A 26,474-nucleotide genomic window follows, 5' to 3' on the forward strand; every position below is an offset into this window, starting at 1 on the left:
TACACTGTGGTAGCCTTGCGCTTCAACAAAAATATGCAACAAGCGACTGTCGCGCGCTAGTTTAGTCTAGCGGTAGCGTGATCTGCACGATCAGGCCGGTTTCAGGCGCTGTCTTGTTTTTCAGAGTGAGTTTTCCGCCATGTTTTTCAGCAATCATACGGGCGATGGCGAGGCCCAGGCCGGTGCCGCCGGTTTGGCGGGAGCGGGAATCTTCAAGCCGACGGAAAGGCTCCAGTACTGTGGTCAAGGCGGATTCAGGAATGCCGGGACCATCGTCTGACACAGTACAGATCACTTGTGTCCCTATGACCTGAATGGACAGTGCAGGTGTTTTTGCATAGCTAATCGAATTGTTGAGCAGGTTGGTCAGGCAGCGTGTGAGTAGATGGGCTGAGCCCATTAAGGTAATCACCTGCGCCGGGAATGCGGTTTGGATGGCATGGCCGGCATCTTCAAAGTCGTCGCAGACGGCTGTGGCCAGGGCAGTGAGGTCCACTTTGTTTTTGTGGATGTTTTCGCCGCAAAGTCGCGCAAAATCCAGGCCTTCCCTCACCATTTCTTGTGTCGCGGTCAGGTCTTTGATGAGACCCTGCTTGAGTTCGGCATCTTTGACTTTTTCGAGACGCAAGCGCAAGCGGGTTAAAGGCGTTTGCAGATCATGTGCGATGGCGCCCAGAATAAAGCCACGCTCCTGAATATGCTTGAGGATACTGCGCTGCATTTCATTGAAGGCTTTGGCCGCATGACGGACTTCTGTAGAGCCCCTGTTTTCTGGCAGTGGCGGGTGCTCGATATTATCAGCGAGCTGCAAGGCTGCATCGGCAAGTTTGCGTAGCGGCTTGGTCGCGACAAAGGCGACGGTCCAAACAATCATGAGCAGGCCAAGAAAAGCTAGCAAAACAGCTAAGGGATTGCGCTCGTGTGGTGGCAGCGCTGGCGGCCTATGGTTGCCATAGTGCATTTCAATCAATACCGGTGTGCGGTCTTGAAGATGGGTGTAAATGGCCAGGCATTGCCCATGTGGGCGGGGCGGTGGCTCGAAGCCCATGCCGGGAGGTGGCGGCATCCGCATTCGCCGCGGCGCACAATGGTTGAGAGGCACCAGCTGAATGCTGTCTGCGACTTCAGGGACCAGCAAATTGTTTAAGTGCGCCAGTTCTGCCGGGATGGCCGGAGTTGGTGAGGGTGGTCTTGCACCAATGGTGACCCGGCTGCCCATGCGTTTAAACACGTCTTGAATTTCGACACGTTTTTCGGGCACGGTTGCTTCAAGAATACGTACCATGCTTTCCACGCGGTCAAGGGTAAACTGGTCACGCATGTGGGATTCGTTCTCTTTAAAGTCGCGCTGACCCAGCAGCCTGACCGTGGTGGCGGTCAATAGAATGCCGATCACCGTGATCAGGAAAATACGAACTGACATGGTGCCTAGCCATTTTTTTAGCATGTTGTGTGTCCGGTCATTGAATGTCACGCATTAGTTAACGTAACGTACTATTTAACGTAACGTACTTCTGCAGTGAGTAAATAGCCCTCATTGCGTAGCGTTTTGATCATGGATGGATTTTTAGTATCTACTTCAAGTTTTTGCCTTAACCGACTGATTTGTAAATCTATTGACCTGTCAAAAGGGCCGGCTTCTCGGCCGTGCATTTCTTCCATGAGCTGGTCACGGCTGAGGGTCCGGTTGGCATGGACCAGCATGAAGCGTAAAAACTTGAACTCGGCATTCGAGAGGGGAATCCGGGTATGCTGGCTGTCTACCAAGGTACGGTTTTGAATATCCAGCGTCCAGTCATTAAACTCAATAAAACGTAAAACTGCATGCTCCGTTTGCCATTCGTGATCGGCTTTGCCTGAACTTTCTGACATCATGCGTGAACGCCTGACCACGCTGCGGATACGGGATAGTAATTCCAGCGGCTCAAACGGCTTGGCGACATAATCATCGGCGCCCGTTTCCAACCCCATAATGGTATCCAGGGAGCTGGTCCTGGCGGTCAACATGATGATCGGCAGCAAATGGTATTTCGTGGACTCGCGCAGTTCACGGCATAACTCGATGCCACTGCGTTGCGGCATATTGATATCAAGGATAATGACATCCGGTAAACGCTGCTGCAAGGCTTGCCACATTTGCGCATGATTGCTGGCTTGCTGGGTACTGAGTTGATTATCCTGCAAGAAATCGCACAATAAGTCTCGGATGGCATCGTCGTCATCAACGACAAGTACATGGATGTCAGAATGACCGTCAGTCATAAAAAAGTCTCGGGCTTGCAATGGGATTATTGGAGCACAAAAACCGGCCGTTGTGGCCGGTCTATGGCTAAATGCGCACAAGATTATTCACGCACTGGTTTTTCAGCATGCCCGCCGTCGTGATGCGGGTGTTGCGGAAAGGCATTTTCATCAAATGCTTTCTTCTGGGCATCATTCAGCTGCGCATAAAAAGTACGGATGGCTTTGGCGCGTTCGGCCTGGCGGGCATCACGCTCTTTATCCCAGGCTTCCATTTTGTCCAGGCGCTGCAAGGTATTCAGCTTGCTCAAGGCAGCAAAATCCGGATGTTCCTTCTCTTGCGGTTTGATTTGTGCCTGATAGTTTTTCCAGGCGTTTTCTTGCGTGCTGCTTAATTGCAAAATGGTATGCAATTTTTCCTGATGCTGTTCAAAGTGCTCCAGGCGCTGTGCTTGCCAGTTGGCAGGATCAAATTTGCCTTTACCGCAACCATGGCCATGTTCGGCAAAGGCGGTGCCGCACACCAATACCAGAAGTCCTGCGAATGCCAGTTTTTTCAGTTTCATGATGGATCCTTTCAATCACTATTGCGAATTTGCAATGATGATATTAAAACACCCGAATGTATCGGGTGTTTGTCAGTTGAAAGGTGCTATGTATCGGAGTGTATCGTCCGCGTTTATGCAATACCCTGGCTGGCTAAATAGTCTTCGTAGTTGCCGGTAAAGTCGGTAATGCCATTCGCCTTGATTTCGATAATACGGGTGGCAATTGAGCTGACAAACTCACGGTCATGGCTGACAAAAAACAAGGTACCTTTGTATTTATCCAGTGCCGTATTCAGCGCTTCAATCGACTCCATGTCCATATGGTTGGTCGGTTCGTCCATCAGCAAGACATTGGTTTTGGCCAACATCAGCTTGCCGTAAAGCATGCGGCCTTTTTCGCCCCCAGAGAGCACTTTGACCGATTTTTTTGTCGCTTCGGTCGGGAACAGCAAACGGCCTAGCATGCTGCGCACGGTATTATCGTCATCACCTTGCTGGCGTTGCTTGGTCATCCACTCAAACAAGTCTTCACCTTCGTCAAACTCATATTCATGGTCTTGCGCAAAATAGCCCAGTTTGGCTTTTTCTGCCCATTTCACCTCGCCATGCTTGGGCTGCAAATCCCCAGCCAGGCAACGCAAGAATGTCGTTTTACCAATGCCGTTTTCACCGATGATGGCAACTTTTTCGCCTGCTTCAAAAATCAGTTCCACGTTATTGAACAAGGGCTTGTCAAAGCCATGACCCAGTTTTTTGAGCTCGACTGCATTGCGGTGCAGCTTTTCTTTGTCGTCAAATTCAAAGCGGATAAACGGATATTGACGGCTAGACGGTTTAAACTCTTCGACTTTGATTTTCTCGATTTGTTTGGCGCGACTGGTGGCTTGCTTGGCTTTAGAGGCATTGGCTGAGAACCGACGGACAAAGTCCTGCAAGTCTGCAATTTGCTGCTTGGCTTTGGCATTGTCTTTGGCTTGTTGGTTACGCGCGGCAATGCTGGCTTCCATGTAGTCGTCATAGTTACCTGGGTATGAGGTAATCTTGCCGTAATCCATATCACAGGTATGGGTACATACCTGGTTCAAAAAGTGACGGTCGTGCGAAATAATGACCATGGTGCAGTCACGATTATTGACCACGTCTTCCAGCCAGCGGATGGTGTTGATGTCGAGGTTGTTGGTGGGTTCATCCAGCAATAACACGTCCGGATTTGCAAACAGGGCTTGCACCAGTAACACACGTAACTTCCAGCCAGGTGCCACCGCGCTCATCGGCCCGTTATGCTGTTCCAGGGGAATGCCTACGCCTAACAGCAATTCGCCAGCACGTGCTTCGGCCGTGTAACCGTCGTACTCTGCAAACACGCCTTCCAATTCGGCGGCGCGCATATAGTCGTCTTCGGTGGCTTCGAGGTTGGCATAAATGGCGTCACGCTCTTGCATGGCTTTCCACATTTGTTCATGACCCATCATCACCACGTCCAGCACGCGCTGGTCTTCATAGGCAAATTGGTCCTGCTTCAAAAAGGCCATGCGTTCGTTAGGGTCCAGGCTGACGTTGCCGCTGGTCGGTTCCAGCACACCCGCCAAGATTTTCATAAACGTGGATTTACCACAGCCATTGGCGCCAATCAGACCATAACGGTTGCCATCACCAAATTTGACGGAAACATTTTCAAACAGTGGCTTGGAGCCAAACTGCATGGTGATATTGTTCGCAACTAACATGCAAGAACTCTCAATCAGTAATTAAAAAGGTGCGCCTGCTTCAGGCATCGTAATATTGCTAAAAACGGTTATAAATGACGACTTCATCCATGGCCAATTGGCCGCCACGTGGCTTGGCTGCTTCGAGGGCTTTTCCTACCACGACAAACATCACGGGGACATGATCTTCAGGCAAATTGATTAATTTAGACACAGCGTCAAAATCAAAACCATCCATCGGGCAGGTGTCATAGCCCATTTCTTTGGCGGCCAGCATCAAGGTCATGGCTGCCATGCCGCAAGAACGCATGCCTTCATCGCGTTGTGCCAGAGGTTGATCCGTGTAATAGCCGTGAATGGCCTTGACCAGGTAATCACTGACTGGCTGTGGCGCATTGACCCAGTAGCGGGCAGGCTCTTTTTCCCAGGCTTTTAAATCAGCCGTGAGGATCACCAGCAATGAGGCATCGGTGACTTGTGCCTGGTTCCAGCTCACCGCACGGATCTGGTGACGCAACACCGGGTCAGTCACCACGACAAAGCGCCAGTGTTGAATATTAAAGGCGGTCGGGGAGAGCATGGCCAGGGATAACAGCTGCTGGATTTCTGCCTCGGTCATGCGGTGTGCAGGATCGTAGGCTTTGATAGAGCGGCGTTGTTCAATCGCTTCAAAAACGTTCATGGTAAGTGTTCAATATTTAATGTCTAAAATATCCAGTGACAGCGGGCCGGCCGGACGTTGCCAGACTGTCGTGTCTCCGACTTTACGGCCCAGCAGTGCCTTGGCCACGGGCGATACATAGCTGACTTTATGCTGTGCAATGTCTGCTTCGTCCTCACCGACAATCTGGTAGGCCTGCTGTTCGCCCGATTCGTCTTCTATGGTCACGGTGGCGCCAAACAGTACCGTATGTTGTGGCTGCTGGCCAGGCTCCACCAGTTGTGCAGTTTCCAGCCGTGCGGCAAAGTAACGCAGGTCGCGGTCTATCTCGGCTAACTTCTGTTGCGCGTTGGGATCCTCCTTGCGCTCCGTATATTGCAAGCGCTCGGCTTCCAGCGTTTTCACTGCCAGCTGCAATTGTTGCAGACCGACAGGCGTGACGTAATTCACATGGGGACTCAGCGGGCGTTCCGGTAAATCGGTGCCCGCAAGTTCCAGATCGTCCTCTTTGACAAATCCTCGGCTCATAAAGTTGGCTGAACTAAAAGTAATTCAAGCCCAATGCTGCCCGCACTTCGCTCATGGTTTGTGCCGCCACTTCGCGTGCTTGTTCGGTGCCTTCACGCAGCAACTGCAAAATGTAGCCTTTGTCATTGGCCAGTTCAGCCCGGCGGGTACGAATGGGCTCCAGCATTTCCTGCAGTACGGCTTCCAGGCGTTTTTTGACAATACTGTCTGCCAGGCCGCCACGCGTGTAATGTGCTTTCAATTCAGCCACGGCTGCTTTGTCCGGGTCAAAGGCATCCAGATAGGTAAAGGCAATATTGCCTTCCACATGGCCTGGATCTTCAATCTTCAAATGCAAGGGGTCGGTATAGACGCGCTTCACGGCCTTGGTGACTTCGTCTGCAGTTGCGCCCAGGTTAATCACATTGCCTAATGATTTACTCATTTTGGCCTTGCCATCAATGCCTGGCAAACGGCCAAGTTCTGGTACCAAGGCCTTGGTTTCGACCAGGATTTCCTGTTTGGTTTGAATATTCTTATAGGTGCGGTTGAAACGGCGCACGATTTCATTGGTTTGTTCGATCATGGGGATCTGGTCTTCGCCCACTGGCACCAGCGTCGCTTTAAAGGCCGTAATATCGGCTGCCTGGCTGACCGGGTAGGTCAGAAAACCGGCTGGAATATCACGCTCAAAATCACGCAGGCGGATCTCTTCTTTGACCGTCGGATTGCGTTCCAAGCGGGCCACGGTGACCAGGTTCAGATAGTAAAACGCGAGCTCAGTCAGTTCAGGCACTTGTGACTGGATAAAAATGGTCGACAGTCTCGGGTCTATGCCAACGGCCAGGTAATCCAGTGCCACTTCTACCACATTGCGATGCACTTTATCGATATCATCCATATTATCTGTCAGCGCCTGTGCATCGGCGAGCATGACATATTGCTTGTATTCATGCTGGTATTTGACGCGGTTACGCAGACTGCCGACAAAATGCCCCAAATGTAACGGGCCGGTTGGGCGATCGCCAGTGAGGATAATGGATTTTGTACTCATTGTTTTGTTCTCTGATCCGTGTGAGATTGGTAAATGAATTAAAGTTATTCCCACTCAATGGTAGCCGGTGGTTTGCCGGAAATGTCATATACGACACGGTTAATGCCGCGTACTTCGTTAATGATGCGGTTAGACACTTTACCAAGCAGGCTATAAGGCAACTCTGCCCAATGCGCAGTCATAAAGTCGCTGGTGACCACGGCACGCAAGGCGACGACGTAGTCATAGGTACGCCCATCCCCCATCACGCCGACAGACTTGACCGGCAAGAAGACAGTAAACGCCTGGCTGGTCAGGTCGTACCAGGTTTTGCCGGTGGCGGCATCGACGGTATTACGCAATTCTTCAATGAAAATGGCATCTGCGCGTTGCAGTAACAAGGCATATTCGCGTTTGACTTCGCCCAAAATACGTACCCCCAGGCCAGGACCGGGGAAGGGGTGGCGATAAACCATGTCACGTGGCAAGCCTAGCGCAACCCCCAGTTCACGGACTTCATCCTTGAACAGATCACGTAGGGGCTCCAGTAGTTTCAAGCCTAACTGCTCAGGCAAGCCGCCGACGTTGTGGTGACTCTTGATAGTCACCGCTTTTTTCGATTTGGCGCCCCCGGACTCAATCACATCCGGGTAAATCGTGCCTTGGGCAAGAAAAGTTGCGCCTTTGTGTCCGGCGCCACTGGCTTTGAGCTTGGCCGCTTCTGCTTTAAATACTTCTACAAATTCGGCACCGATAATTTTACGTTTGGCTTCTGGGTCGCTGACGCCAGCCAGTTTGCCCATGAATTGCTCAGTGGCATCAACGCGGATGACTTTGGCGTGCAGGCGGCCTGCAAACATGTCCATGACCATATCGCCTTCGTTCAAACGCAGCAGGCCATGATCGACAAAAACGCATGTCAGTTGATCGCCAATCGCACGGTGTATCAGTGCCGCAGCAACGGATGAGTCAACCCCGCCGGACAAGCCGAGAATGACTTCTTCATCGCCGACTTGCGCCTTGATTCTGGCCACGGCTTCGGCGATGTAATCGCCCATAATCCAATCGGCCTTGGCACGACAGATATCGAGCACAAACCGCTCAAGCATGGCTTGGCCTTGCTTGGTGTGGGTCACTTCGGGGTGAAACTGCACCGCGTAAAACTTGCGGCTTTCATCTGCCATGGCCGCGATGGGGGTCGTCTCGTTGCTGGCGATCACTTTGAAGCCGTCTGGCAGTTCAGTCACTTTGTCGCCGTGGCTCATCCAGACGTCAATCAGACCGTGACCTTCTGCGTTGGTGGTATCCTGAATATCGCGGAACAGGGCAGAGTGGCCACGTGCACGCACTTGGGCATAGCCAAATTCGCGTTTTGCCCCAGCCTCAACCTTACCGCCCAATTGCTGCGCCATGGTCTGCATGCCGTAGCAGATGCCCAATACCGGCACGCCTTGTTCGAATACAGCTTGTGGCGCCTTGTCTGTTTCTTCTTCATAAACGCTGGCGTGGCTACCGCTCAGGATAATGCCATCGGCGCCAAAGTTTTTGACAAAGTCATCAGAAACGTCACAAGGGTGAATCTCGCAATAAACATGCGCTTCGCGTACACGGCGTGCAATCAGTTGTGTGACCTGGGAGCCGAAATCTAGAATCAGGATTTTTGAATGAGACATTTGTTTAGCCACAGAGTGCACAGAGGACACAGAGTCTTAGAGAAGGCTTTTCTCTGTGATCTCGGTGTCCTCTGTGGCTTGGATTAAAATAGATTAAGTTGTGCTTTTCAATACGTGTTAATCAATACGGTAATTCGGTGCTTCTTTGGTAATCTGCACATCATGCACATGCGACTCGCGCATGCCGGCACTGGTGATTTGTACAAATTCGGCCTTGTTGCGCATTTCTTCAATCGAGGAGCAGCCCACATAACCCATCGAAGCCCGCAAGCCGCCCATCAACTGATGAATCACGGCAACTACGCTGCCTTTATAAGGGACGCGGCCTTCAATACCTTCAGGCACCAGTTTGTCAGCGTTTGCTGTATTGTCCTGGAAGTAGCGGTCAGAAGAGCCTTTTTGCATGGCACCAATCGAACCCATGCCACGGTAAGACTTGTAAGAACGGCCTTGGTATAACTCTACTTCGCCAGGCGCTTCTTCAGTACCGGCGAACATACCGCCGAGCATGACGTTATAGGCACCTGCCGCAATGGCTTTAGAAATATCTCCAGAGAAGCGGATGCCGCCGTCTGCAATAAATGGGACCCCAGATTTTTCAAGCGCTTTGGCTACATTGCTGATGGCGGTGATTTGTGGCACACCGACGCCTGCTACGATACGGGTGGTACAGATGGAGCCAGGGCCGATGCCAACCTTCACGCAGTCAGCACCGTGGTCAACCAGGGCTAATGCGGCTTCGGCAGTGGCAATGTTGCCGCCAATCACTTGAAGTTGAGGATAGCGGGTTTTAGCCCACTTCACACGATCGAGCACGCCTTGAGAATGGCCGTGTGCGGTATCTACCACGATAGCATCCACACCCGCTTCAACCAGGGCGGCAATGCGTTCATCGGTACCGTCACCCACGCCCACAGCAGCGCCCACGCGCAAACGGCCTTTTTCGTCTTTACAGGCCAATGGGTGATCAGATGACTTCTGGATATCTTTAACTGTAATCAGGCCTTTGAGCTCGTAGTTCTCACCAACTACCAACAGGCGTTCCAGGCGGTGTTTGTGCAGTAAGCCCATGATTTCTTCACGGCTGGCGCCTTCACGCACTGTGACCAAACGGTCCTGCGGCGTCATGACATTGCTGACTGCTTGATCCAGATTGGTTTCAAAACGCAAGTCGCGGTTGGTGACAATGCCGACCACTTTGCCGTCTTGCAACACGGGCAATCCTGAAATTTTTTGTTGCTGGGTAATATTCATCACCTCACGCACTGTCATGGCGGGGTGGATGGTGACCGGGTCAATGACAACGCCAGACTCAAAGCGTTTGACGCGCGAGACGCGTGAGGCTTGCATCTCTACCGACATATTTTTATGTATGATGCCCATCCCGCCTAATTGCGCCAGGGCGATAGCCATGCGTGCTTCGGTGACGGTGTCCATCGCCGCTGAGAGCAGAGGGATGTTTAAGGTGATGCTCTTGGTCAGCTTGGTGCTAAGATTGACCTCGCGTGGCATCACATTTGAATGGGCTGGAACGAGTAAAACGTCATCAAAGGTAAGAGCTTGTTGCAACAAACGCATGTGAATTCCTTATCTCCAAAATATAATTATACCGATTTCACTTTGGCTTGACAAAGCGTTTTGCGATTTTCTGCGACAGTTTGGCAGCGTCTGGCATGGTTTATGCATAAGAGTTTTACTTGGGGCCTTTTCCAAAGCAAGTATGGATTGATTAAATGAGAGTGACGTTGAAATGGTGGTTAATGCTGGGCTTATGCTGGAGCTTGCAAGCGGCTGCCGAAATTTACAAGTGGCGCGATGAAAAAGGCATTATGAATTATTCGGATACGCCGCCTTTATCCGTCGGGCAATCTGCACAAAAAATCAAAGCGACGACCGTGCCTGCCGACACGCCGCTTACGCGCTCTGATGCCTATTCGCGTGAAGAAACGAATCCTGCCAAGCAAAAAGGGGTTGATAACCCCGCTGGGCAGCCGCCTTCTCCGGAAGCTGAAGCCCTTAAAGCGATGGAAGCCCGGCAAAAAGCACAAAATTGTGCCTCAGCCAGAAGCAATTACCGGAACTATGCGGTGGGTGGTAGGATGCAAAATGTGAACGAAAATGGTCAGCGCGAATATCTTTCAGATGAACAAATTCGTCAGGGTCTGGCGGCCGCGCAACAAGAAATCGACGAAAATTGTCCACCTGAATAATTCGAATGCGCTAAATTCAAAGCCATTTCAAAACCTAATTCTTTTGTTTGTTAGACTTTTTCTGGCTGGCTGCGCGCAATCGCCTTGCCTCTTTGGCGTTGGCAATCAGTGGCCGGTAGATCTCAACCCTGTCCATTGCCTGTAACGGTGTGTTATGGCGGACTTTTTTACCAAAAATACCGACGGCTAATTGGGCATCAAGGGACAACTGATGTTGTTCCAGTAGCCCTGACTGAATGACTGCCTCTATGGCAGTCGTGCCTGGCGCCACTACCAGGCTCACCAAGGTTTGCGACGCTGGCAGGGCATAGACCACTTCTATATGAATGGCTTGGTTGGAGTCTTCAGGCATGGTCGGCTGGCAGCAGGGATGTTTATTTGAGTTGGAGCTTGCCAGCCTGTTTGACAAAGCTGTCAACAAAGGTATTGGCAATATGGCTGAACACCGGCGCGATGATGCGTTCAATCAAGCTGTTGGCAAACACGTATTCAAGCTTGAATTCAATTTTGCAAGCATCTTCGCGCAGTGGAATGAAGTGCCAGTGGCCGCTCAATTGCTTGAAGGGGCCATCCACCAGCGTGATTTCCATGCGGTGCGGGAATTGTTTAAGGTTGCGGGTGGTAAAGTGCTGTTGAATGCCGTGGTAACGGATATGGATGGTGGCTTGCGTTACGGTATCTGTGCGTTCGATGACCTGGCTGCCGCCACACCAGGGTAAAAAGTCAGCATAGGTTTCAACAGCATCGACCAATTGAAACATCGCTTCACACGAATGCATGACCAGCACGGTTTTTTCTACTTGAGCCATTGCGTCAGAACGAAAGTCGGTTTTGGGTTAAAATGCTATTTTAAGTGATTTAAGCCCGCACAGCAGCGTTATGACTATCGCGCAAAACAAAAAAGCGTTTTTTGACTATTTTATTGAAGAAAAATATGAAGCCGGTCTCGTCCTCGAGGGCTGGGAAGTCAAGGCGATACGCGATAACCGCACTAATCTTAAAGAGTCTTATGTAGTGGTGATGCGGGGCGAGTTGTACCTGATCGGGTGCCACATTACGCCGCTAGGCTCGGCATCGACTCATGTGCGTCCAGATGCGATCCGTACACGCAAGTTGCTATTGCACCGCGAAGAGATCGATAAGTTGATCGGTAAGGTTGAGCGTGCAGGCTACACGCTGGTGCCATTGGATATGCACTTCACCCGCGGCAGGGTAAAGGTGCAGATTGGCTTGGCCAAAGGTAAAAAGCAACACGATAAACGGGACACTGAAAAAGAACGCGACTGGAAGCGCGAGCAAAACGCACTGATGAAAAACAAGATGAAGCGGTAATGTGCGGCGTCATTACAATCAACTGCCTGCATAGGCAGGTAAAAGTGAATTGCACCAAATAATTAATTCAATCAATCAGTTCAATTGATTCATCTAACCTTTTAAGTTTTTAAAAGCGTTTGCAATACTGCCGGAATCAGTCCTGGCAAATCATCTGCAATCAATCCCACTCCAAAACAACGCGCGGCTTGCGCATGTATCCAGGTCGCCGCCGCGCAGGCTTCAAAGGCGGGCATGCCTTGGGCCAACAAGCTGGCAATCATGCCCGCCAGCACATCCCCTGCGCCCGCGGTCGCCAAGGTAGGCGGTGCCTGCTCATTGATTAACACCCGGCCGTCCGGGCTGGCGATGATGGTGTTGGTACCTTTGAGCAAGACAATCGCATTGCAGGCGTGTGCTGCAGCCAGGGTTTGCGTGATCCGTGTGGGAAGATCACTTGCCGGGCTGATTCCAAACACTTTCTTGAACTCGCCTTCGTGTGGTGTAAGCACGCAATTTGCGGCAATTTTTTGTTTGAGGATCTCGGCCTGTCCGGCAAAGGCGGTGAGCGCATCGGCATCGATTACCACTGGCTTGCCCATGCTTAGCATGCAGAGGACGCTTGTTTGGGTTGCGTCAGAGATGCCTGCGCCGGGGCCAATTAAATAACTGTTTACACGGCCATCATCAATGAGTAATTGCAATTCTGCTGCATTTGCATAAGGTTTTACCATGACGCTTAAGAGTGCGCTGGCGTAAATAGGGAGCGCGACTTCTGGGGCTGCAATCGCCGTCATGCCCGCCCCGCATCTGGCCGCGGCCATCGCCGCCAGGCGGGCGGCGCCTGTCACCGGGTAGCCGCCCTGGATCAGCAGGAAACCACGGCTATATTTATGGCTGTGCGTGTGGGGTTGCGGCAATAATGATTGCCACAGGCTGGGCGTGTTTGATAGCGCGTTGTTCATGCCTGAATTGTATGCGTAAGCGCAAGGCTTGGCGAGCCGCTGTCAGATTTTATGACTGACTTTCATTGTGGGAGTAAGGGGTTTACGGTAAAATGTTCTCCCGTCTGTAACAATCTCAAAGTACCTGATCCATGACCAAATATGTATTCGTAACCGGCGGTGTTGTTTCTTCTCTTGGAAAAGGTATCGCGGCCGCCAGCCTCGGCGCCATTCTCGAATCGCGTGGCATTAAAGTGACCATGCTCAAGCTGGACCCCTATATTAACGTTGACCCGGGCACCATGTCGCCATTTCAGCACGGCGAAGTGTTTGTGACGGATGATGGCGCGGAAACTGACCTCGATCTTGGCCATTACGAGCGTTTTATCAGCAGCAAAATGTCCAAGCGTAACAACTTCACCACGGGCCAGATTTACGAGACGGTGATCAAAAAAGAGCGCCGCGGCGAATACTTGGGTAAAACCGTACAAGTCATTCCGCATATTACCGATGAAATTAAGGCGCACGTCAAACGGGGTGCCGAAGGTGCGGATGTCGCGATTGTAGAAGTCGGCGGCACGGTTGGGGATATTGAGTCTTTGCCTTTCCTCGAAGCCATCCGCCAGATGGGCATTGAAGAAGGCAGAAATAATGCCTGTTTTATCCACCTGACCCTGTTGCCTTGGATTCCTACCGCAGGTGAACTGAAAACCAAACCGACCCAGCACTCTGTCAAAGAGTTGCGTGAGATCGGTATCCAGCCGGACATTTTGATGTGCCGCGCAGAGCGTGAAATCCCTGAAGATGAAAAACGCAAGATTGCCTTGTTTACCAACGTGGCATATGAGGCTGTGATTACTGCGATTGATAGTGATTCAATCTACAAAATCCCTGGCTTGTTACATGCGCAAATGCTGGATGAGATTGTCTGCCATAAGTTGAATATCCTGGCTAAAGCGGCTGATTTATCTGCCTGGCAAAAAATCACCCATGCGCAAGCCAATCCAAAAGAAATTGTCGATATTGCTTTTGTCGGCAAGTATGTAGACTTGACCGAGTCATACAAGTCCCTGACGGAAGCCTTGATACACGCCGGGATTCACACCGAATCCAAAGTCAAGATTCACTATATGGACAGTGAAGAGATTGAGAAAAACGGTACCGATGGCCTGAAGGACATGGATGCGATCCTGATCCCTGGCGGATTTGGTGTGCGCGGAACCGAAGGCAAAATTGCGGCGATCCGGTATGCCCGTGAAAACAAAGTGCCTTACCTGGGCATCTGCCTGGGCATGCAATTGGCGGTGATTGAATATGCACGCAATGTGGCAGGCCTCAAGGATGCGAATAGCACCGAGTTCAACCCTAAAGCAGAGCATAAACTCATTGGCTTGATTGACGAGTGGCAAGATGCATCCGGCAAGATTGAAAAGCGCGATGAAAACTCTGACCTGGGCGGCACCATGCGTCTTGGTGCACAAAGCTGTCCAATTGTGCCGAATACCTTGGCCGCCAGCATTTACGGCAGCGAGGTGAACGAGCGCCACCGTCACCGATACGAGGTCAACAACCATTATGTAGACCAGTTGAAAAACGCTGGCCTGGTGATTTCCGCACGCACACCACGTGAAGAACTGTGTGAAATGATTGAATTGCCGCAGACCGTGCATCCGTGGTTTGTCGCTTGCCAGTTCCACCCTGAGTTTACGTCTAACCCGCGTGCCGGTCACCCATTGTTTAAAGCCTATGTGCAGGCGGCACTGGCACAAAAAGCCTCCAAAAAATAAGGAATGTTGAATGAAATTATGTGGTTTTGACGTAGGCCTTGAGCATCCGCTGTTCCTGATTGCAGGGCCATGTGTCATTGAATCCAAACAAATGGCGATTGATACCGCTGGTCAATTAAAAGAAATGGCTGCCCGGTTAGGCGTGCCATTTATCTACAAGTCTTCTTACGACAAGGCCAACCGTAGTTCGACCAAGACTTTCCGTGGTTTTGGCATGGAAGAAGGCCTGAAAATTCTGGACGAAGTGCGCGCCCAAATTGGCGTGCCTATTCTCACCGATGTGCATACCGAAGAACAGGTGCCGCATGTGGCGGCGGTGGTGGATGTGCTGCAAACGCCTGCTTTTCTGTGTCGTCAGACCGATTTTATTGTCGCTTGTGCCCAATCCGGCAAGCCAGTGAATATCAAAAAAGGCCAGTTTTTAGCGCCTGGTGACATGAAACAAGTGGTTAACAAGGCTAAAGAAGCCAACGGTGGTGCCGACAATATTATGGTTTGTGAGCGCGGTGCATCCTTTGGCTACAACACGCTGGTGTCTGATATGCGTGGCCTGGCCATCATGCGTGAAACCCAGTGTCCCGTGGTGTTTGATGCGACCCATTCTGTCCAGCAACCCGGTGGGCAGGGTGATAAGAGTGGTGGTCAGCGCGAGTTTGTACCTGTATTGGCGCGAGCCGCAGTCGCCAGCGGCATTGCCGGTGTGTTTATGGAAACTCATCCAGACCCGAGCAAAGCTTTGTCTGATGGCCCCAATGCTTGGCCATTAGGCAAAATGGAAGATTTGTTGCATCTGCTGGTCGATTTGGACAAACTGGTGAAAAAAGCCGGTTTCGCAGAACAAACCCTGTAATTTTATTTCATCTTAAAGATAAGGATAAATCATGAGCGCTATTGTAGATATTATCGCCCGCGAGATTATGGACTCCCGTGGCAACCCGACTGTTGAAGTCGATGTATTGCTGGAAAGTGGTGTCATTGGTCGTGCGGCAGTGCCTTCAGGCGCGTCTACTGGTACCAAAGAAGCGGTTGAGTTGCGTGACGGCGATAAAAGTCGTTACCTGGGTAAGGGCGTATTGAACGCGATTGAGAACGTCAACACGGAAATTACCGAAGCGATCATTGGCCTGGATGCGGAAGAACAAAGCTTTATCGACAAAACGCTGATTGAGCTGGATGGGACAGAAAACAAAGACCGTTTGGGTGCGAATGCGATCTTGGGTGTATCCATGGCCTGTGCACGTGCTGCGGCAGAAGAGAGCGGCCTGCCTCTGTACCGTTACTTGGGTGGTTCTGCGTTCATGCAATTGCCAACGCCAATGATGAACATCATCAACGGCGGCGCACACGCTGACAACTCCGTCGATATTCAGGAGTTCATGATTGTGCCGGCAGGCTTGCCGACCTTCCGTGAAGCGTTGCGCGCGGGGGCTGAAGTGTTTCATGCACTGAAGAAAACCCTGCACTCCAAAGGCTTGGCCACGACCGTCGGTGATGAAGGTGGTTTTGCTCCTAACCTGCCATCTAATGAATCTGCCTTGCAATTGATCATGGAATCGATTGAAGCCGCAGGTTACGAGCCAGGCAAGGACATCTACCTGGGCCTGGATTGCGCCAGTACCGAGTTTTACAAGGATGGTAAATACCACCTTGAATCAGAAGGTGCTTCACTGACTTCACAACAGTTTTCTGACTACCTGGCAACCTTGGCTGACAAATACCCCATCATTACGATTGAAGATGGCATGAGCGAGTTTGACTGGGAGGGCTGGGATATCTTGACCAAGCGCCTGGGTAAAACCACGCAGCTGGTGGGTGATGACCTGTTCGTCACCAATCCAAAAATCTTGCGTGAAGGCATCCAGAAAGGTGCAGCTAACTCTGTGCTGATCAAAGTCAACCAGATTGGTACTTTGACCGAGACCTTCCAAACCATTGAGATGGCAAAACGCGCCAACTACACAGCCGTAGTGTCACATCGTTCTGGTGAAACAGAAGATACCACGATTGCCGACATCTCTGTGGCCACCAATGCCTTGCAGATCAAGACTGGTTCACTGTGCCGCTCAGAACGCGTCGCCAAGTACAACCAGTTGCTGCGTATCGAAGAAGAGTTAGGGGATGCGACCAGCTACGCTGGCTTATCTGCTTTCTATCAGTTGTTCAAATAACTGATGCTGGACCACTGTGCGTAAACTGACAGTTGTATTGGTGGTCCTGATTGCCCTGCTGCAATATCCATTGTGGCTGGGCAAGGGTAGTTGGTTGCGTGTATGGCAATATTCGCAACAGATTGAGGCGCATGAAAAACGCAATGAGTATTACCGGCAGCGCAATGAAACACTGCGTGCCGAGGTGCGTGACCTCAAGCAGGGTCAATCTGCGATTGAAGAGCGGGCGCGTAGCGAACTTGGCTTAGTCAAGCAGGATGAAGTGTTTTTTCAGGTGATCCAGAACAAAACGCCGGCTCCCAAGCCCTCAGACTCACCGTCTGTCACACCGCAGCAGAACCAATAAAAAAGGCGCACTCAGCGCCTTTTTTATTGCCAATCCCTCACTGACTTATCCGTTGAAGGCTGCGTAGCTTAGGGCAGCGTATAAGGTAATTCTTTAAACGCCAAGGGCTGACCTTGCCAGAGAATGGCCCCGGCCTCTTTGGACTCCAACCGGCATTCTGCCAACACTACCCAGCCACCCTGTAATGCATCGGCTGCAACGCGGACCAATTGGCCTGCTTCTTGTGCCTGTGCATCTTGTAAAGCGTCACCGGCCTGCGGGGCTTGTGACGATGCTGGCAGTTGTGCGAGCAGGGTACGCCGTTTGACCTTACCCAGGTAATGCGTACGGGCCACAATCTCCTGGCCGGTATAGCAACCTTTTTTAAAGTTGATGCCATTTAATGCATCAAGATTCACCATTTGTGGCACGAACTGCTCTTTGGTTGCTGCGTAAATTTGCGGAATGCCTGCTTCAATCTCTAAGGCCTCCCACGCTGCTGTACTGGCTGGCGTGAAGGTCGTCCGCAGGGATTGCCAAACCGCTTGAGCTTGTTCGGCACTGACAAGCAGCTGGGCGCGTTGTTGCGCGCCACTGTCCGCTTGGCGGATCAAGATGCCTTGATCTGTTTTAATTAACTGATGTGCTTGCTCAGGCAAGTCGGGAATGCGCTGGGCCAGATCCTCGCTCGCCAAGCCTAAACGATTGAATTTTTCGCTGGCGTCTTCGATGAGTACCTTGCTGCGCAATACATACATACGCAATCGTTTTACCAGGTCTGGCACCAAGGCACGTGGACATTGCAGGTAAATGACATCCTCTACACTAAAGGTGTAAAACAACGCCAGCAAGCGGCCTTTGGGGGTGCAATAGCCATTAAATTGCGCACCCTGGGCCAGCTGTTTAATATCATTGGTGACTTGCCCTTGCAAAAAAGTCTGGCTGTCAGCCCCGCTAATGGCAATCAGGCCATCGCTGGAGAGGTCGAACAATTGTGCGTGCGCGGTCGCTGCCGGAAAAGAGGCTTCACCCTGCGGATTGTATTGGGCGCCTTGCGAGATTAAAAACTGTTGCCATGCCGTTGCGGGATGTGACATAAATGAGGTTTCCTTCCAGGCTGTTGCTATCTAGCCTTTGGTGATTGCAATGAGAAAAGCTATTTTATCAAGTGAAATTGATCTGCGCTTGCAGCCATCCTATCTTTTATGGGGCTGGTGGGGTTTATTTTCAATGCTGGTCGTGGCATGCTTATGGTGGAAATTGCCCTTTGGCTGGGCAGTGAGTGGAACAGGCCTCTATTGCATCGTCAGTGGCTGGCAGTGGACGAAATTGGTCGCAACACCCTGGAAGCATAGTATCCAAACCATACGCGTCGATGTGTTCGGACACATGACCATCACTAATCGGTCCGGCCAAGTCTATCAAGCCACTGTGCTCGCAGATAGTGTCGTGCATCCATGGTGTCTGGTTTTACATCTCCATTTGGATGCCATGGATGAAGATTCGTCCACTGAATCTTGCGCGCGCAATCAGCGTATTTTGCTGCTACCGGACCAGGTGGACAAGGGACAGTTGACCGCCTTCCGTGTCTGGTTAAGGTGGGGGCAAGCTTAGATAAGGGACGCTTGGCACTAGACCAGCTGTTGATGTAATACTGGACTGAATCAGTTTTTTTCCACCAGCCGCTGCTCAACAGATTGCTTGGATCACTGGCTCATTATAGGCCTGAGGCGTTCTCCTCAGGCTTATTGAAAGTGGTTGTCGTGGGCGACTGATTCACCTTTTACAAAAAATCTGGATTGAATTTCACGACGGTAGAGGTGCAGATTCTGCTTGATTTGCCGCCATGGGTGATGGCTCGCATAGGTGGCGAGGATGCATAACCCCGCCAGGGTGGCAAATAACCAACCTAGTGGTAAAGGGGCAATGTCGCGCCGGGCGGGCTTTTGCTCTTTCATCGCTTTAAGGACGGTGTAAGTACTGTCGCCTTTGATAAATTTTGCCCCGATTTCTTTGGTCAGGGATTCCATATATTCGCTGGCCAGTTTCGACACATAGCGGTCATGGTCACCAAAGGCAACGTTATCATCGCGTACGCCCAAAGTACTTTCGGAAATTTGTGCAATGCCGGGTTGCATGGCAAAACTCTCATTAGACCAGTAGCCAATGACCTGATTATCCGGGCTCAGTTTGGGAATCGCCACGCCTTCTTCGGTGCCTATGCCAACAAACAACCAGTCATCCCCGCCTTGAAACTCATCCAGGTTTTTGGTGTTGAATGCATGTAGTTTAGGCGCTTCTTCGCCATCGGTAAAATACAGTACCTGTGCAGGTTCTGGCATGGCACGGACGACTTTGGCGGTCACGAACAGGCTTTCCCGCACACGGCTATTGCCAGACCACGCCATCCGCCAGTCAAGGTGCGCAATGGTGTCCTGAATCGCTGCAAAGTTACTGCATACCTCAATCGGCGCGTACATGGCCGCCACCGAGTTGCCGGCAAACATGCCAATGCTAACTTTGGTGCCGCAGGGTAAGGAAGCCACGACTTCATGCATCATGTTTTGCATATAGGCCATGCGAGTCACTTTTTTGCCATTCAGCATCATGTCTTCTGCGTTCATGCTTTGCGAGATATCGGCAATCAGGAAATAAGCATAAATGTTATGCTTAAACGGGATGCTGGGCCGCAATATCGCTCCCAGCAGGAACAGCAGCGCCAGTGCGAGCAGGGCTGTGTCGCGATGCTTGATAAAATGTCTTAGCCAGATTTTCATGCCATGCCAGTCAATAGGGTCAGATCGAGGTCTAAAAAGTCAGCTGCCTGTTATGGCAATCCATTTGGAATATTGCCCATGATCAAGCCTGGATTGTCAGATTCACCTACACCAGGCGTAGGTTTCTCAGGCAGCAATCCCAGGACACGGTCATAATTGCGGCGCGTGCCCCAATTGCTGTTATCTGCCTTGAGCGCAGCTTTATAGGAGTTGGCCGCTTGTGACAGCAGGTATTCAATTTCATCACGCGTGCTGTTGTCGTTGCCACCAGTCATTTGTATTGCGCGCATGAAAAACATATTGCCGACATTGTGCAAAATGGCTGCGCGCTGGCTGGCATTGGCTTGCTCGATCAACTTGGTAAACAACAGCGTAGATTCTTTGTAACGCTCATTTTTGCCCAGCCAGTAAGCGACCGCATATTTGGCCTCAACACTTTGCTGGTCCGTTTGTGGACTTTTGGCAGTCGCGATCGCCTGGTTAAAGGCTTCGACTTGCTGTATACGTTGCCAGCTATAAGCCATAGAAACCGTTGCAGCCGCGGCGACCACGATTAGCCCGATCACAAGTTTATTTACGCTGAGCGCCATGTATGAATCTCCAAATATTTAACCGCCAGCAGGACAGCAATCATGACGAAAGCAATCCAGTAACACACATTGGTGTAGTCATGGCCGGGAATCTTTTCCAGATATTGAATTGGTTTTTTTTCTTTGCTGTTGATGTCGGCAATTGCGGCCTCTAATGACTTGGGATCGGCAGCCTCATAAGCGCTAAATGGGGTGCGCAGCGTTTGAAAAAACTGGTAAAGCAATACTTCGCTGGGCATTGGGCCGTCGTAGCTGCTTTCAGCGTATTTAGGGTCAAAAATAGTGACGCCTCCAGGCTGGCGCAACACAATCCAATATAAACCGATGTTGTAGCGCTGCAGCCAGTCACGCAGCTTTTGTTGCACCATGTCACTCACGCGTCCGGCACCATCGGAAATCAAGATAATCACGCGCGAACCTGAATCTGGCATATCTTTAAACAACTCCACCGCGCTGGTTAAACCGCCGCCGATATTAGTCTGGAACAGTGAGTTGCCTGCGGTTGCCTGTATGGCGGAGAGAATCGCCTCTTTGTTTTCGGTCAGTGGTAGTACATACATGGCCGAGTTACTAAACGTGATCAAACCCATCATGTCGTTCTGTCGGCTTTGCACAAACTTGGTCATGATACGTGCGGCCGCAACGGATTTGGTTTCACCAACATTGCCATCTTTGTCACCGGCAAAAGGGTCGTCCATGCTGGCACTGCGGTCCAGCACCAGGCCGATTTGCGCGCCTACGCCCGTGCGTTCTACTTGTTGCTCCAGGCTGTGCGGTCCGGCTAAGCCCAAAATAATAAACACAATGCTGATGACCGCTAAAACCTTCAGTAAGAAACCTATGGTTTTAGACAACGGATCTGGTGGCAGCAGACCTACCCAGGAGTAGTGTTTGCTATGCGAGCGTTCCAGCAATAATGGCAGTAGTGCCAAAGGCAGGGCCCACAATAGCCATGGATGTGTGAATGCCATTATGCGCGTACCTCAGGCTTTAAACCACGCTCACAATCACGCATATGGCGGCAGAATTTTTTCAGCCACTCGCGTGGGGGGGCGCCCAGGTCTAGCGGTGTACTGGCATCAAAGAATACTTGGCGGGACAAGGCAAAAAAACGTTCGATTTCTGGTTTGGCCGGTGCAAAGCCTGGTTTTTGCAGCAAGAATTGATCGACGCCGTTACCGAATACACTGTAGCCAGCCACCTGATGCATGGCCTCATGCACGGTGGAAATCGCCTGTTGCAAACCTTGTGCATCCTCTGGCAATTTGCCGATCTTGCGGTAAGCCTTGGCAAAGGCTCCCCCCATGCGCGGCAGCCAGGTACTTGTGCCAAGAATATAAACCAGACCGAGTACGCAAAGGATTAAAACCACCGCAGCCACTTTGAGCATCAGCCATTCTTTATCCGCATGCAATTTGAGTGGCGCGACAAAAGGGCTCATTTCGTTCTTTAAATTGACTTCACCATACACAGAAAGTGGTGAGGTCCGGAAGTTAAACGAGGGCATACGGAACTGTTTGATGTCCTTGCTACCTTGCTGCCGCAGTTTGACGATTTCCCCTCTCAGGATGGCGGGTTTGACCACCCGGCCAGACTTGAACACCTGGTATTCCAGGTGAATGGTGTATACCGTTTGCTGGCGCTCTTTCGATTCTTCCACATCAATCGCCGTCAGCTCAATCCCAGAAACCTGTCCACGGTAGCGATGCTCATAACCGACAATCGGCAGCGACTCTTTGATGAGTTCATACGGTTGCTTGACGGTCAGAATCATGGTGCGTTGCAGTTTGTCACCCACGACAAAGCCTGCATCGCGGCCAGGATTGATCTCTTGGACACTGACAAATTTATTGTCCACCGATGGCAAAATCACATCGGCAGCGCTGTTGAGTGAAACAGACAGCAGGCTGACTACGCATAACATTAAATACAATAGATGGTGGCGCGCGTTCATGGGTCGCTTTCCTCAGGCAGGCACGTATTGATTGAAGTAGTCGGTGAGGGCATCTGCATCAAACCGGTCTTCCACAAAAAAAGGCTGCATATCAAATCTCATAAATATATCTTCAATGGCTTGGCGGCGGGCTTCAAACGCTTTCAGGATACGTTGACGGTAGGATGCGCGCAAAAATAGCGTGCGCCGCTCACCAGTTTCAGGGTCATTAATACTGGTGATGCCAAAATCGGGTAATTGCTTGTACTCGCTACTATTCCATAACACGACGGGGACAATATGGTGGCGCAGCATTAGTAGCAAGGCAGCCTCCAATTGCTCCAAGGGCATATGAAAGTCAGACACCATGAAAATCAGCGAACGCTCACGTGGCAGCAACCTGACGCTTTCCATCAAACCGGCCGCACCCACCTCACTCGGTAGGTGGTTTTCGAGTCGATCTGCCAGCTCGAACATGCTATGTGGACGAGAGGCTAGGGTGCATAACCATTCGTCATGCAAGTCATCATCAAAGCCGATGAAGCCGACTGGGTCTGTATTACGGCAGGCGGATTGCGCGACCGAACGCGTGATTTCGGCGGCTGTCACCAGTTTGGTGTGCGGGGTGCCATATTGCATGGAGCCAGACATATCGCACAGCACAAACACCGGCGTGGCGCTTTTCTGGTTGAAAATACGCACATACACCTGCTCCATCGGGTCGCGTATGGTCTGGCGGATGTCGATCCGGCGTGGATCAGGGTAGGACAGCAGGGTAGTGTGGCCCCTAAACTCCATGCCCATGCCACGCTGGTTACTCTTATGGCGTCCAGGACGGCGTGAACGCGAACGCCAGCCAGTGTGGTAGCTAAATTCCTTAACTGTCTGCATCACTTTTCAATACTCGTTATTCTGCGCATCAGCAGGTAATCAATTAAGGTGCCGCGATTGCGTTGACGATGCCAGAAAGCAATTCACGCGCAATTTCGGTCCTGCGCATTTCATAGACAGGACTGAAGACGAGGCGGTGGGCGATGGTTTCGTGGAATACCGCATGAATATCTTCAGGGACCACTGCCGCACGGTTATTCAGCCAGGCATTGACGCGGGCAGCACGCAACAGCATGCCCATGCCGCGCGGGCTGGCGCCGCTGAGCACCAGGCGTTTCATGTCTACATTGGAGACTTTGACACCATAGGCAACCGGATCTTTGGTGGCCAGCCACAGGTCAAGCGCATATTTGCGCAGGGCTGGGCTGGCTTGAATATTTTCTTGGATTACTTTGGCAAAGCTATTGAGCTGGTCAAACTGGAGAATATCGGCTGGCACATTGGAAATTAGTTGATCCACATCATGGAAGCGGGTATCAAAAATCAGTGACTCCATAATGTCATGCGCAGGCGGCACGACAATTGGGATTTCCATCATGAAACGGTCGCGCGCCGCTGACGGGATATCAAATGTTTCTTCACGTTCCACCTGGTTGCGGTCAGCAAATACCAGCATATGTGGAAAGTAATGCTCTTTGTTGAATGCGGTCAGTGTCCGTTCTGCCATCACGCGCAACATTAAGGAGTGCACCTGCGGACGTGCACGGTTAATTTCATTAAAGAAGAAGATCGACAAATCCTGACCAGACATCAACAGTGGGCCAGGGCTAACATGCGGCTTGCCATCTTCCCCCAGGTAAGTGTGGTAAACCAAATCGTTAGGCATCAGGTCGATGGTGCCTTCAATCCGCTGATAACCGCCACCAATGCCACGGGTAAAGGCGCGTAACAAGGTGGTTTTACCCACGCCCACATCCCCCTCAAGCAATACGTGGCCACGGGCAAAGACGGCGGTGGTAATCAGGCGTACCGGTGTTGCCTGACCGACGACCACTTTATTGACTTCTGACTCGAGTGTGAGCGCATGGGTGCGCCAATCGTTGAGTTGTTGTTCTTGCATGCCTGACTTCCTGATGATTTGAATATATAAAGTGGTTTTGATTGTAACTAAATTGTAACTTCAATAGGGTGAAAAATTCACTAATAGACTTTTAAACCGCGCGCTATTGCCATTTTATGAGATGTAAAATTCAGTAACAATTTCGGGAATCTTACCTGTGTTTTGAATAAAAGTATACAGGTCAGTATAGTCTTGGCATGACAAAAAGCTTTCACTAAACGCAATTTCCGGCGAAAATATTGTTTTATACTAAAAATCTAAAAATACATGACTAGAAAAAGTAGTTTCAGTAAAGAGGAGTTGCTGGCCTGCGGTCGCGGCGAAATGTTTGGGGAAGGTAACGCCCAATTGCCACTGCCTCCCATGTTGATGTTTGACCGCATCGTAAAAATTTCTGATGAGGGTGGTAAATACGGCCAGGGTGAAATTATTGCCGAATTGGATATCCGTCCTGATTTATGGTTTTTTGAGTGTCACTTTACCGGTGACCCTGTGATGCCAGGCTGTCTGGGCTTGGATGCTATGTGGCAGCTAGTTGGTTTTTTCCTGGGCTGGAAAGGTGGGCCTGGCAGAGGTCGAGCCCTCGGTTCCGGCGAGGTCAAGTTTACCGGGCAAGTGTTGCCCAAAGCAAAATTGGTGCGCTACCACATTGACCTGAAGCGCGTGATTATGCGTAAACTGGTCATGGGCATCGCTGATGCGCGCATGGAAGTAGATGGCCGCAAAATTTATGCTGCGAGTGATTTGCGGGTGGGCTTATTTACCACCACCGACAATTTTTAGCAGGATTACTTTAATTTAGTATCCCTGAACGTTTTTTGAAGTTTAAGGAGGCGCAATGCGTCGCGTAGTGATTACAGGATTTGGTATCGTATCAAGTCTCGGTAATAACAAACATGAAGTACTGGAGAGCCTGAAAACCGGGCGCTCCGGGATTAGTTTCCAGCCGGAATATGCCGAGCGCGGCTTGCGCTCGCACGTCGCTGGCTCGATCAAAAATCTTGAGATTGAAGCCCTGATTGACCGCAAGCTATTGCGTTTTATGGCGAAAGGCCATGCCTATGCCTGGCTGGCCATGCAGGAGGCGATTGCAGATGCGCAATTGCCAGAGGAATTGGTTTCTAATGTCAGAACCGGCTTGATTGTAGGGGCTGGTGGCACTTCTACTGAGAGCATGCTTGAAGGCACCAATACGCTGGCCGAAAAAGGGATTCGCCGGGTAGGCCCTTACATGGTGACTAAAACCATGAGTAGCGGGATTGCTGCCTGTTTGGCAACCGGCGCCAAAATCAAGGGCGTTAACTATGGTATCAGCTCTGCCTGCTCGACCAGTGCCCACTGTATTGGTGCTGGCGTAGAGCAAATTCAACTGGGTAAGCAAGACATTGTTTTTGCCGGTGGTGGTGAAGAAGAACACTGGACCATGAGCTACCTGTTTGATGCCATGGGCGCTTTGTCCAGCAAGTATAACGACACGCCGGAAAAAGCTTCACGTACTTATGATGTGGATCGCGATGGATTCGTGATCTCCGGTGGTGGCGGTATTGTTGTGCTGGAAGAGTACGAGCACGCCAAAGCCCGGGGTGCACATATTTATGCCGAGGTCATTGGTTATGGTGCAACCTCAGATGGCTACGATATGGTGGCCCCTAGCGGCGAAGGTGCTGTGCGCTGTATGCAGCAAGCCTTGCAAGGCATTAGCCCTGAAGATATTGATTACATCAATACGCACGGGACCAGTACCCCAGTGGGTGATACCAAAGAGCTGGAGGCCATACGCACGGTTTTTGGTACCCAGAGCCGCGCAGCCATTGCATCGACCAAATCGCTGTCTGGTCATGCCTTAGGGGCCGCAGGAGTGAATGAAGCGATTTACACATTGCTCATGATGCAGCATGGATTTATTGCGGCTTCAGCCAATATTGATAATCTTGACCCTGCTGCGGAAGGCCTAAATATTGTCCGTACCGCGATTCCATCTGCCAAAGTGCAAACAGCACTGTCTAACAGTTTTGGTTTTGGTGGGACCAACGCGACACTGACGTTATCGACTAAAAGTCTGTAGCGTAGCCGAAAGTCTCTTTGAGTGGCGAAATGCCATTTAACGAA

General features: G+C 51.0%; 28 protein-coding genes. 9 read left to right on the forward strand and 19 right to left on the reverse strand.

The features are described 5' to 3' along the window. Window positions 1–61 precede the first annotated feature (61 nt). The 9 genes from ACIDF8_RS05545 to guaB all read right to left on the reverse strand — a co-directional run bounded on the left by ACIDF8_RS05545 (window position 62) and on the right by guaB (window position 9,947). On the reverse strand, window positions 62–1,423 hold the full coding sequence (locus ACIDF8_RS05545; protein WP_412009585.1) for an ATP-binding protein: 1,362 nt from the start codon (window positions 1,421–1,423) through the stop codon (window positions 62–64). 71 nt (window positions 1,424–1,494) lie between these two features. After that, a complete protein-coding gene (locus tag ACIDF8_RS05550) occupies window positions 1,495–2,262 on the reverse strand; it encodes a response regulator (RefSeq protein ID WP_412009586.1) in 768 nt (255 codons plus the stop codon). An 83-nt stretch (window positions 2,263–2,345) separates the two neighbouring features. Next, a complete protein-coding gene (locus ACIDF8_RS05555) occupies window positions 2,346–2,807 on the reverse strand; it encodes a Spy/CpxP family protein refolding chaperone (RefSeq protein ID WP_412009587.1) in 462 nt (153 codons plus the stop codon). A gap of 113 nt (window positions 2,808–2,920) precedes the next feature. After that, the gene (locus ACIDF8_RS05560; protein WP_412009588.1) at window positions 2,921–4,516 is read right to left on the reverse strand and encodes an ABC-F family ATPase; all 1,596 of its coding nucleotides are present in this window, start codon (window positions 4,514–4,516) and stop codon (window positions 2,921–2,923) included. Between the two features lie 58 nt (window positions 4,517–4,574). Further along, on the reverse strand, window positions 4,575–5,177 hold the full coding sequence (locus ACIDF8_RS05565) for a nitroreductase family protein (RefSeq protein WP_412009589.1): 603 nt from the start codon (window positions 5,175–5,177) through the stop codon (window positions 4,575–4,577). A 9-nt stretch (window positions 5,178–5,186) separates the two neighbouring features. After that, on the reverse strand, window positions 5,187–5,684 hold the full coding sequence (locus ACIDF8_RS05570; RefSeq protein ID WP_412009590.1) for a GreA/GreB family elongation factor: 498 nt from the start codon (window positions 5,682–5,684) through the stop codon (window positions 5,187–5,189). Window positions 5,685–5,697: 13 nt separating this feature from the next. Next, entirely contained in the window at window positions 5,698–6,717 is a 1,020-nt protein-coding gene (gene trpS, locus ACIDF8_RS05575) for a tryptophan--tRNA ligase (RefSeq protein WP_412009591.1), read from the reverse strand. 44 nt (window positions 6,718–6,761) lie between these two features. Then, window positions 6,762–8,369, reverse strand: coding sequence for a glutamine-hydrolyzing GMP synthase (gene guaA / locus ACIDF8_RS05580; RefSeq protein WP_412009592.1), 1,608 nt, complete (start codon window positions 8,367–8,369; stop codon window positions 6,762–6,764). Between the two features lie 117 nt (window positions 8,370–8,486). Next, entirely contained in the window at window positions 8,487–9,947 is a 1,461-nt protein-coding gene (gene guaB / locus ACIDF8_RS05585; protein WP_412009593.1) for an IMP dehydrogenase, read from the reverse strand. A 155-nt stretch (window positions 9,948–10,102) separates the two neighbouring features. Between guaB and ACIDF8_RS05590 the strand changes: the two genes are divergently transcribed. After that, complete coding sequence (locus tag ACIDF8_RS05590; protein ID WP_412009594.1) at window positions 10,103–10,579, forward strand: DUF4124 domain-containing protein; 477 nt, start codon at window positions 10,103–10,105, stop codon at window positions 10,577–10,579. A 34-nt stretch (window positions 10,580–10,613) separates the two neighbouring features. Here ACIDF8_RS05590 and ACIDF8_RS05595 read toward each other — a convergent pair whose 3' ends face one another. Both ACIDF8_RS05595 and ACIDF8_RS05600 read right to left on the reverse strand, forming a co-directional pair. After that, entirely contained in the window at window positions 10,614–10,931 is a 318-nt protein-coding gene (locus ACIDF8_RS05595; RefSeq protein ID WP_412009595.1) for an RnfH family protein, read from the reverse strand. 22 nt (window positions 10,932–10,953) lie between these two features. Then, window positions 10,954–11,388, reverse strand: a complete 435-nt coding sequence (locus ACIDF8_RS05600; RefSeq protein WP_412009596.1) for a type II toxin-antitoxin system RatA family toxin — start codon at window positions 11,386–11,388, stop codon at window positions 10,954–10,956. 70 nt (window positions 11,389–11,458) lie between these two features. On the opposite strand from ACIDF8_RS05600, the gene smpB reads away from it, so the two are divergent. Next, a complete protein-coding gene (gene smpB, locus ACIDF8_RS05605) occupies window positions 11,459–11,911 on the forward strand; it encodes an SsrA-binding protein SmpB (RefSeq protein ID WP_412009597.1) in 453 nt (150 codons plus the stop codon). 101 nt (window positions 11,912–12,012) lie between these two features. Here the strand turns inward: smpB and ACIDF8_RS05610 are convergent, their stop codons facing one another. Next, window positions 12,013–12,855: an NAD(P)H-hydrate dehydratase gene (locus tag ACIDF8_RS05610; protein WP_412009598.1), complete on the reverse strand. Its 843-nt coding sequence runs from the start codon at window positions 12,853–12,855 to the stop codon at window positions 12,013–12,015. Between the two features lie 131 nt (window positions 12,856–12,986). Between ACIDF8_RS05610 and ACIDF8_RS05615 the strand changes: the two genes are divergently transcribed. Genes ACIDF8_RS05615 through ftsB form a run of 4 tightly spaced genes read left to right on the forward strand, consistent with a single transcriptional unit; the run spans window position 12,987 to window position 17,135 of the window. Further along, window positions 12,987–14,621, forward strand: coding sequence for a CTP synthase (locus tag ACIDF8_RS05615; RefSeq protein WP_412009599.1), 1,635 nt, complete (start codon window positions 12,987–12,989; stop codon window positions 14,619–14,621). Window positions 14,622–14,631: 10 nt separating this feature from the next. After that, window positions 14,632–15,471 (forward strand): 3-deoxy-8-phosphooctulonate synthase, encoded by an 840-nt coding sequence (kdsA, locus tag ACIDF8_RS05620; RefSeq protein WP_412009600.1) that lies wholly within the window; start codon window positions 14,632–14,634, stop codon window positions 15,469–15,471. Between the two features lie 31 nt (window positions 15,472–15,502). Beyond that, window positions 15,503–16,789, forward strand: coding sequence for a phosphopyruvate hydratase (eno, locus tag ACIDF8_RS05625; RefSeq protein ID WP_412009601.1), 1,287 nt, complete (start codon window positions 15,503–15,505; stop codon window positions 16,787–16,789). A gap of 16 nt (window positions 16,790–16,805) precedes the next feature. Further along, on the forward strand, window positions 16,806–17,135 hold the full coding sequence (gene ftsB / locus ACIDF8_RS05630) for a cell division protein FtsB (protein ID WP_412009602.1): 330 nt from the start codon (window positions 16,806–16,808) through the stop codon (window positions 17,133–17,135). A 68-nt stretch (window positions 17,136–17,203) separates the two neighbouring features. On the opposite strand, the gene ACIDF8_RS05635 is transcribed toward ftsB, so the two are convergent. Next, the gene (locus ACIDF8_RS05635; protein ID WP_412009603.1) at window positions 17,204–18,211 is read right to left on the reverse strand and encodes a YgfZ/GcvT domain-containing protein; all 1,008 of its coding nucleotides are present in this window, start codon (window positions 18,209–18,211) and stop codon (window positions 17,204–17,206) included. A gap of 49 nt (window positions 18,212–18,260) precedes the next feature. Between ACIDF8_RS05635 and ACIDF8_RS05640 the strand changes: the two genes are divergently transcribed. Further along, the gene (locus ACIDF8_RS05640) at window positions 18,261–18,728 is read left to right on the forward strand and encodes a hypothetical protein (protein WP_412009604.1); all 468 of its coding nucleotides are present in this window, start codon (window positions 18,261–18,263) and stop codon (window positions 18,726–18,728) included. 131 nt (window positions 18,729–18,859) lie between these two features. On the opposite strand, the gene ACIDF8_RS05645 is transcribed toward ACIDF8_RS05640, so the two are convergent. Genes ACIDF8_RS05645 through ACIDF8_RS05670 form a run of 6 tightly spaced genes read right to left on the reverse strand, consistent with a single transcriptional unit; the run spans window position 18,860 to window position 24,365 of the window. Beyond that, complete coding sequence (locus ACIDF8_RS05645) at window positions 18,860–19,891, reverse strand: vWA domain-containing protein (RefSeq protein WP_412009605.1); 1,032 nt, start codon at window positions 19,889–19,891, stop codon at window positions 18,860–18,862. A 50-nt stretch (window positions 19,892–19,941) separates the two neighbouring features. Further along, a complete protein-coding gene (locus tag ACIDF8_RS05650) occupies window positions 19,942–20,481 on the reverse strand; it encodes a hypothetical protein (protein WP_412009606.1) in 540 nt (179 codons plus the stop codon). Next, window positions 20,466–21,452 (reverse strand): vWA domain-containing protein, encoded by a 987-nt coding sequence (locus tag ACIDF8_RS05655; RefSeq protein ID WP_412009607.1) that lies wholly within the window; start codon window positions 21,450–21,452, stop codon window positions 20,466–20,468. Before ACIDF8_RS05655 ends, ACIDF8_RS05650 begins: the two co-directional genes overlap by 16 nt. After that, window positions 21,452–22,435, reverse strand: coding sequence for a hypothetical protein (locus ACIDF8_RS05660; RefSeq protein ID WP_412009608.1), 984 nt, complete (start codon window positions 22,433–22,435; stop codon window positions 21,452–21,454). The genes ACIDF8_RS05655 and ACIDF8_RS05660 overlap by 1 nt, the downstream gene beginning before the upstream one ends. Window positions 22,436–22,447: 12 nt before the next feature. After that, a complete protein-coding gene (locus tag ACIDF8_RS05665; protein WP_412009609.1) occupies window positions 22,448–23,305 on the reverse strand; it encodes a DUF58 domain-containing protein in 858 nt (285 codons plus the stop codon). 43 nt (window positions 23,306–23,348) lie between these two features. Next, window positions 23,349–24,365: an AAA family ATPase gene (locus ACIDF8_RS05670; RefSeq protein ID WP_412009610.1), complete on the reverse strand. Its 1,017-nt coding sequence runs from the start codon at window positions 24,363–24,365 to the stop codon at window positions 23,349–23,351. A gap of 267 nt (window positions 24,366–24,632) precedes the next feature. On the opposite strand from ACIDF8_RS05670, the gene fabA reads away from it, so the two are divergent. Together fabA and fabB are read left to right on the forward strand one after the other, a co-directional pair. After that, the gene (gene fabA / locus ACIDF8_RS05675; protein ID WP_412009611.1) at window positions 24,633–25,148 is read left to right on the forward strand and encodes a 3-hydroxyacyl-[acyl-carrier-protein] dehydratase FabA; all 516 of its coding nucleotides are present in this window, start codon (window positions 24,633–24,635) and stop codon (window positions 25,146–25,148) included. Between the two features lie 55 nt (window positions 25,149–25,203). After that, window positions 25,204–26,430: a beta-ketoacyl-ACP synthase I gene (gene fabB / locus ACIDF8_RS05680; RefSeq protein WP_412009612.1), complete on the forward strand. Its 1,227-nt coding sequence runs from the start codon at window positions 25,204–25,206 to the stop codon at window positions 26,428–26,430. The last annotated feature ends 44 nt before the right edge of the window (window positions 26,431–26,474 follow it).

Source organism: Methylophilus sp. 3sh_L (assembly GCF_046766015.1).
Classification (GTDB): Bacteria; Pseudomonadota; Gammaproteobacteria; order Burkholderiales; family Methylophilaceae; genus Methylophilus.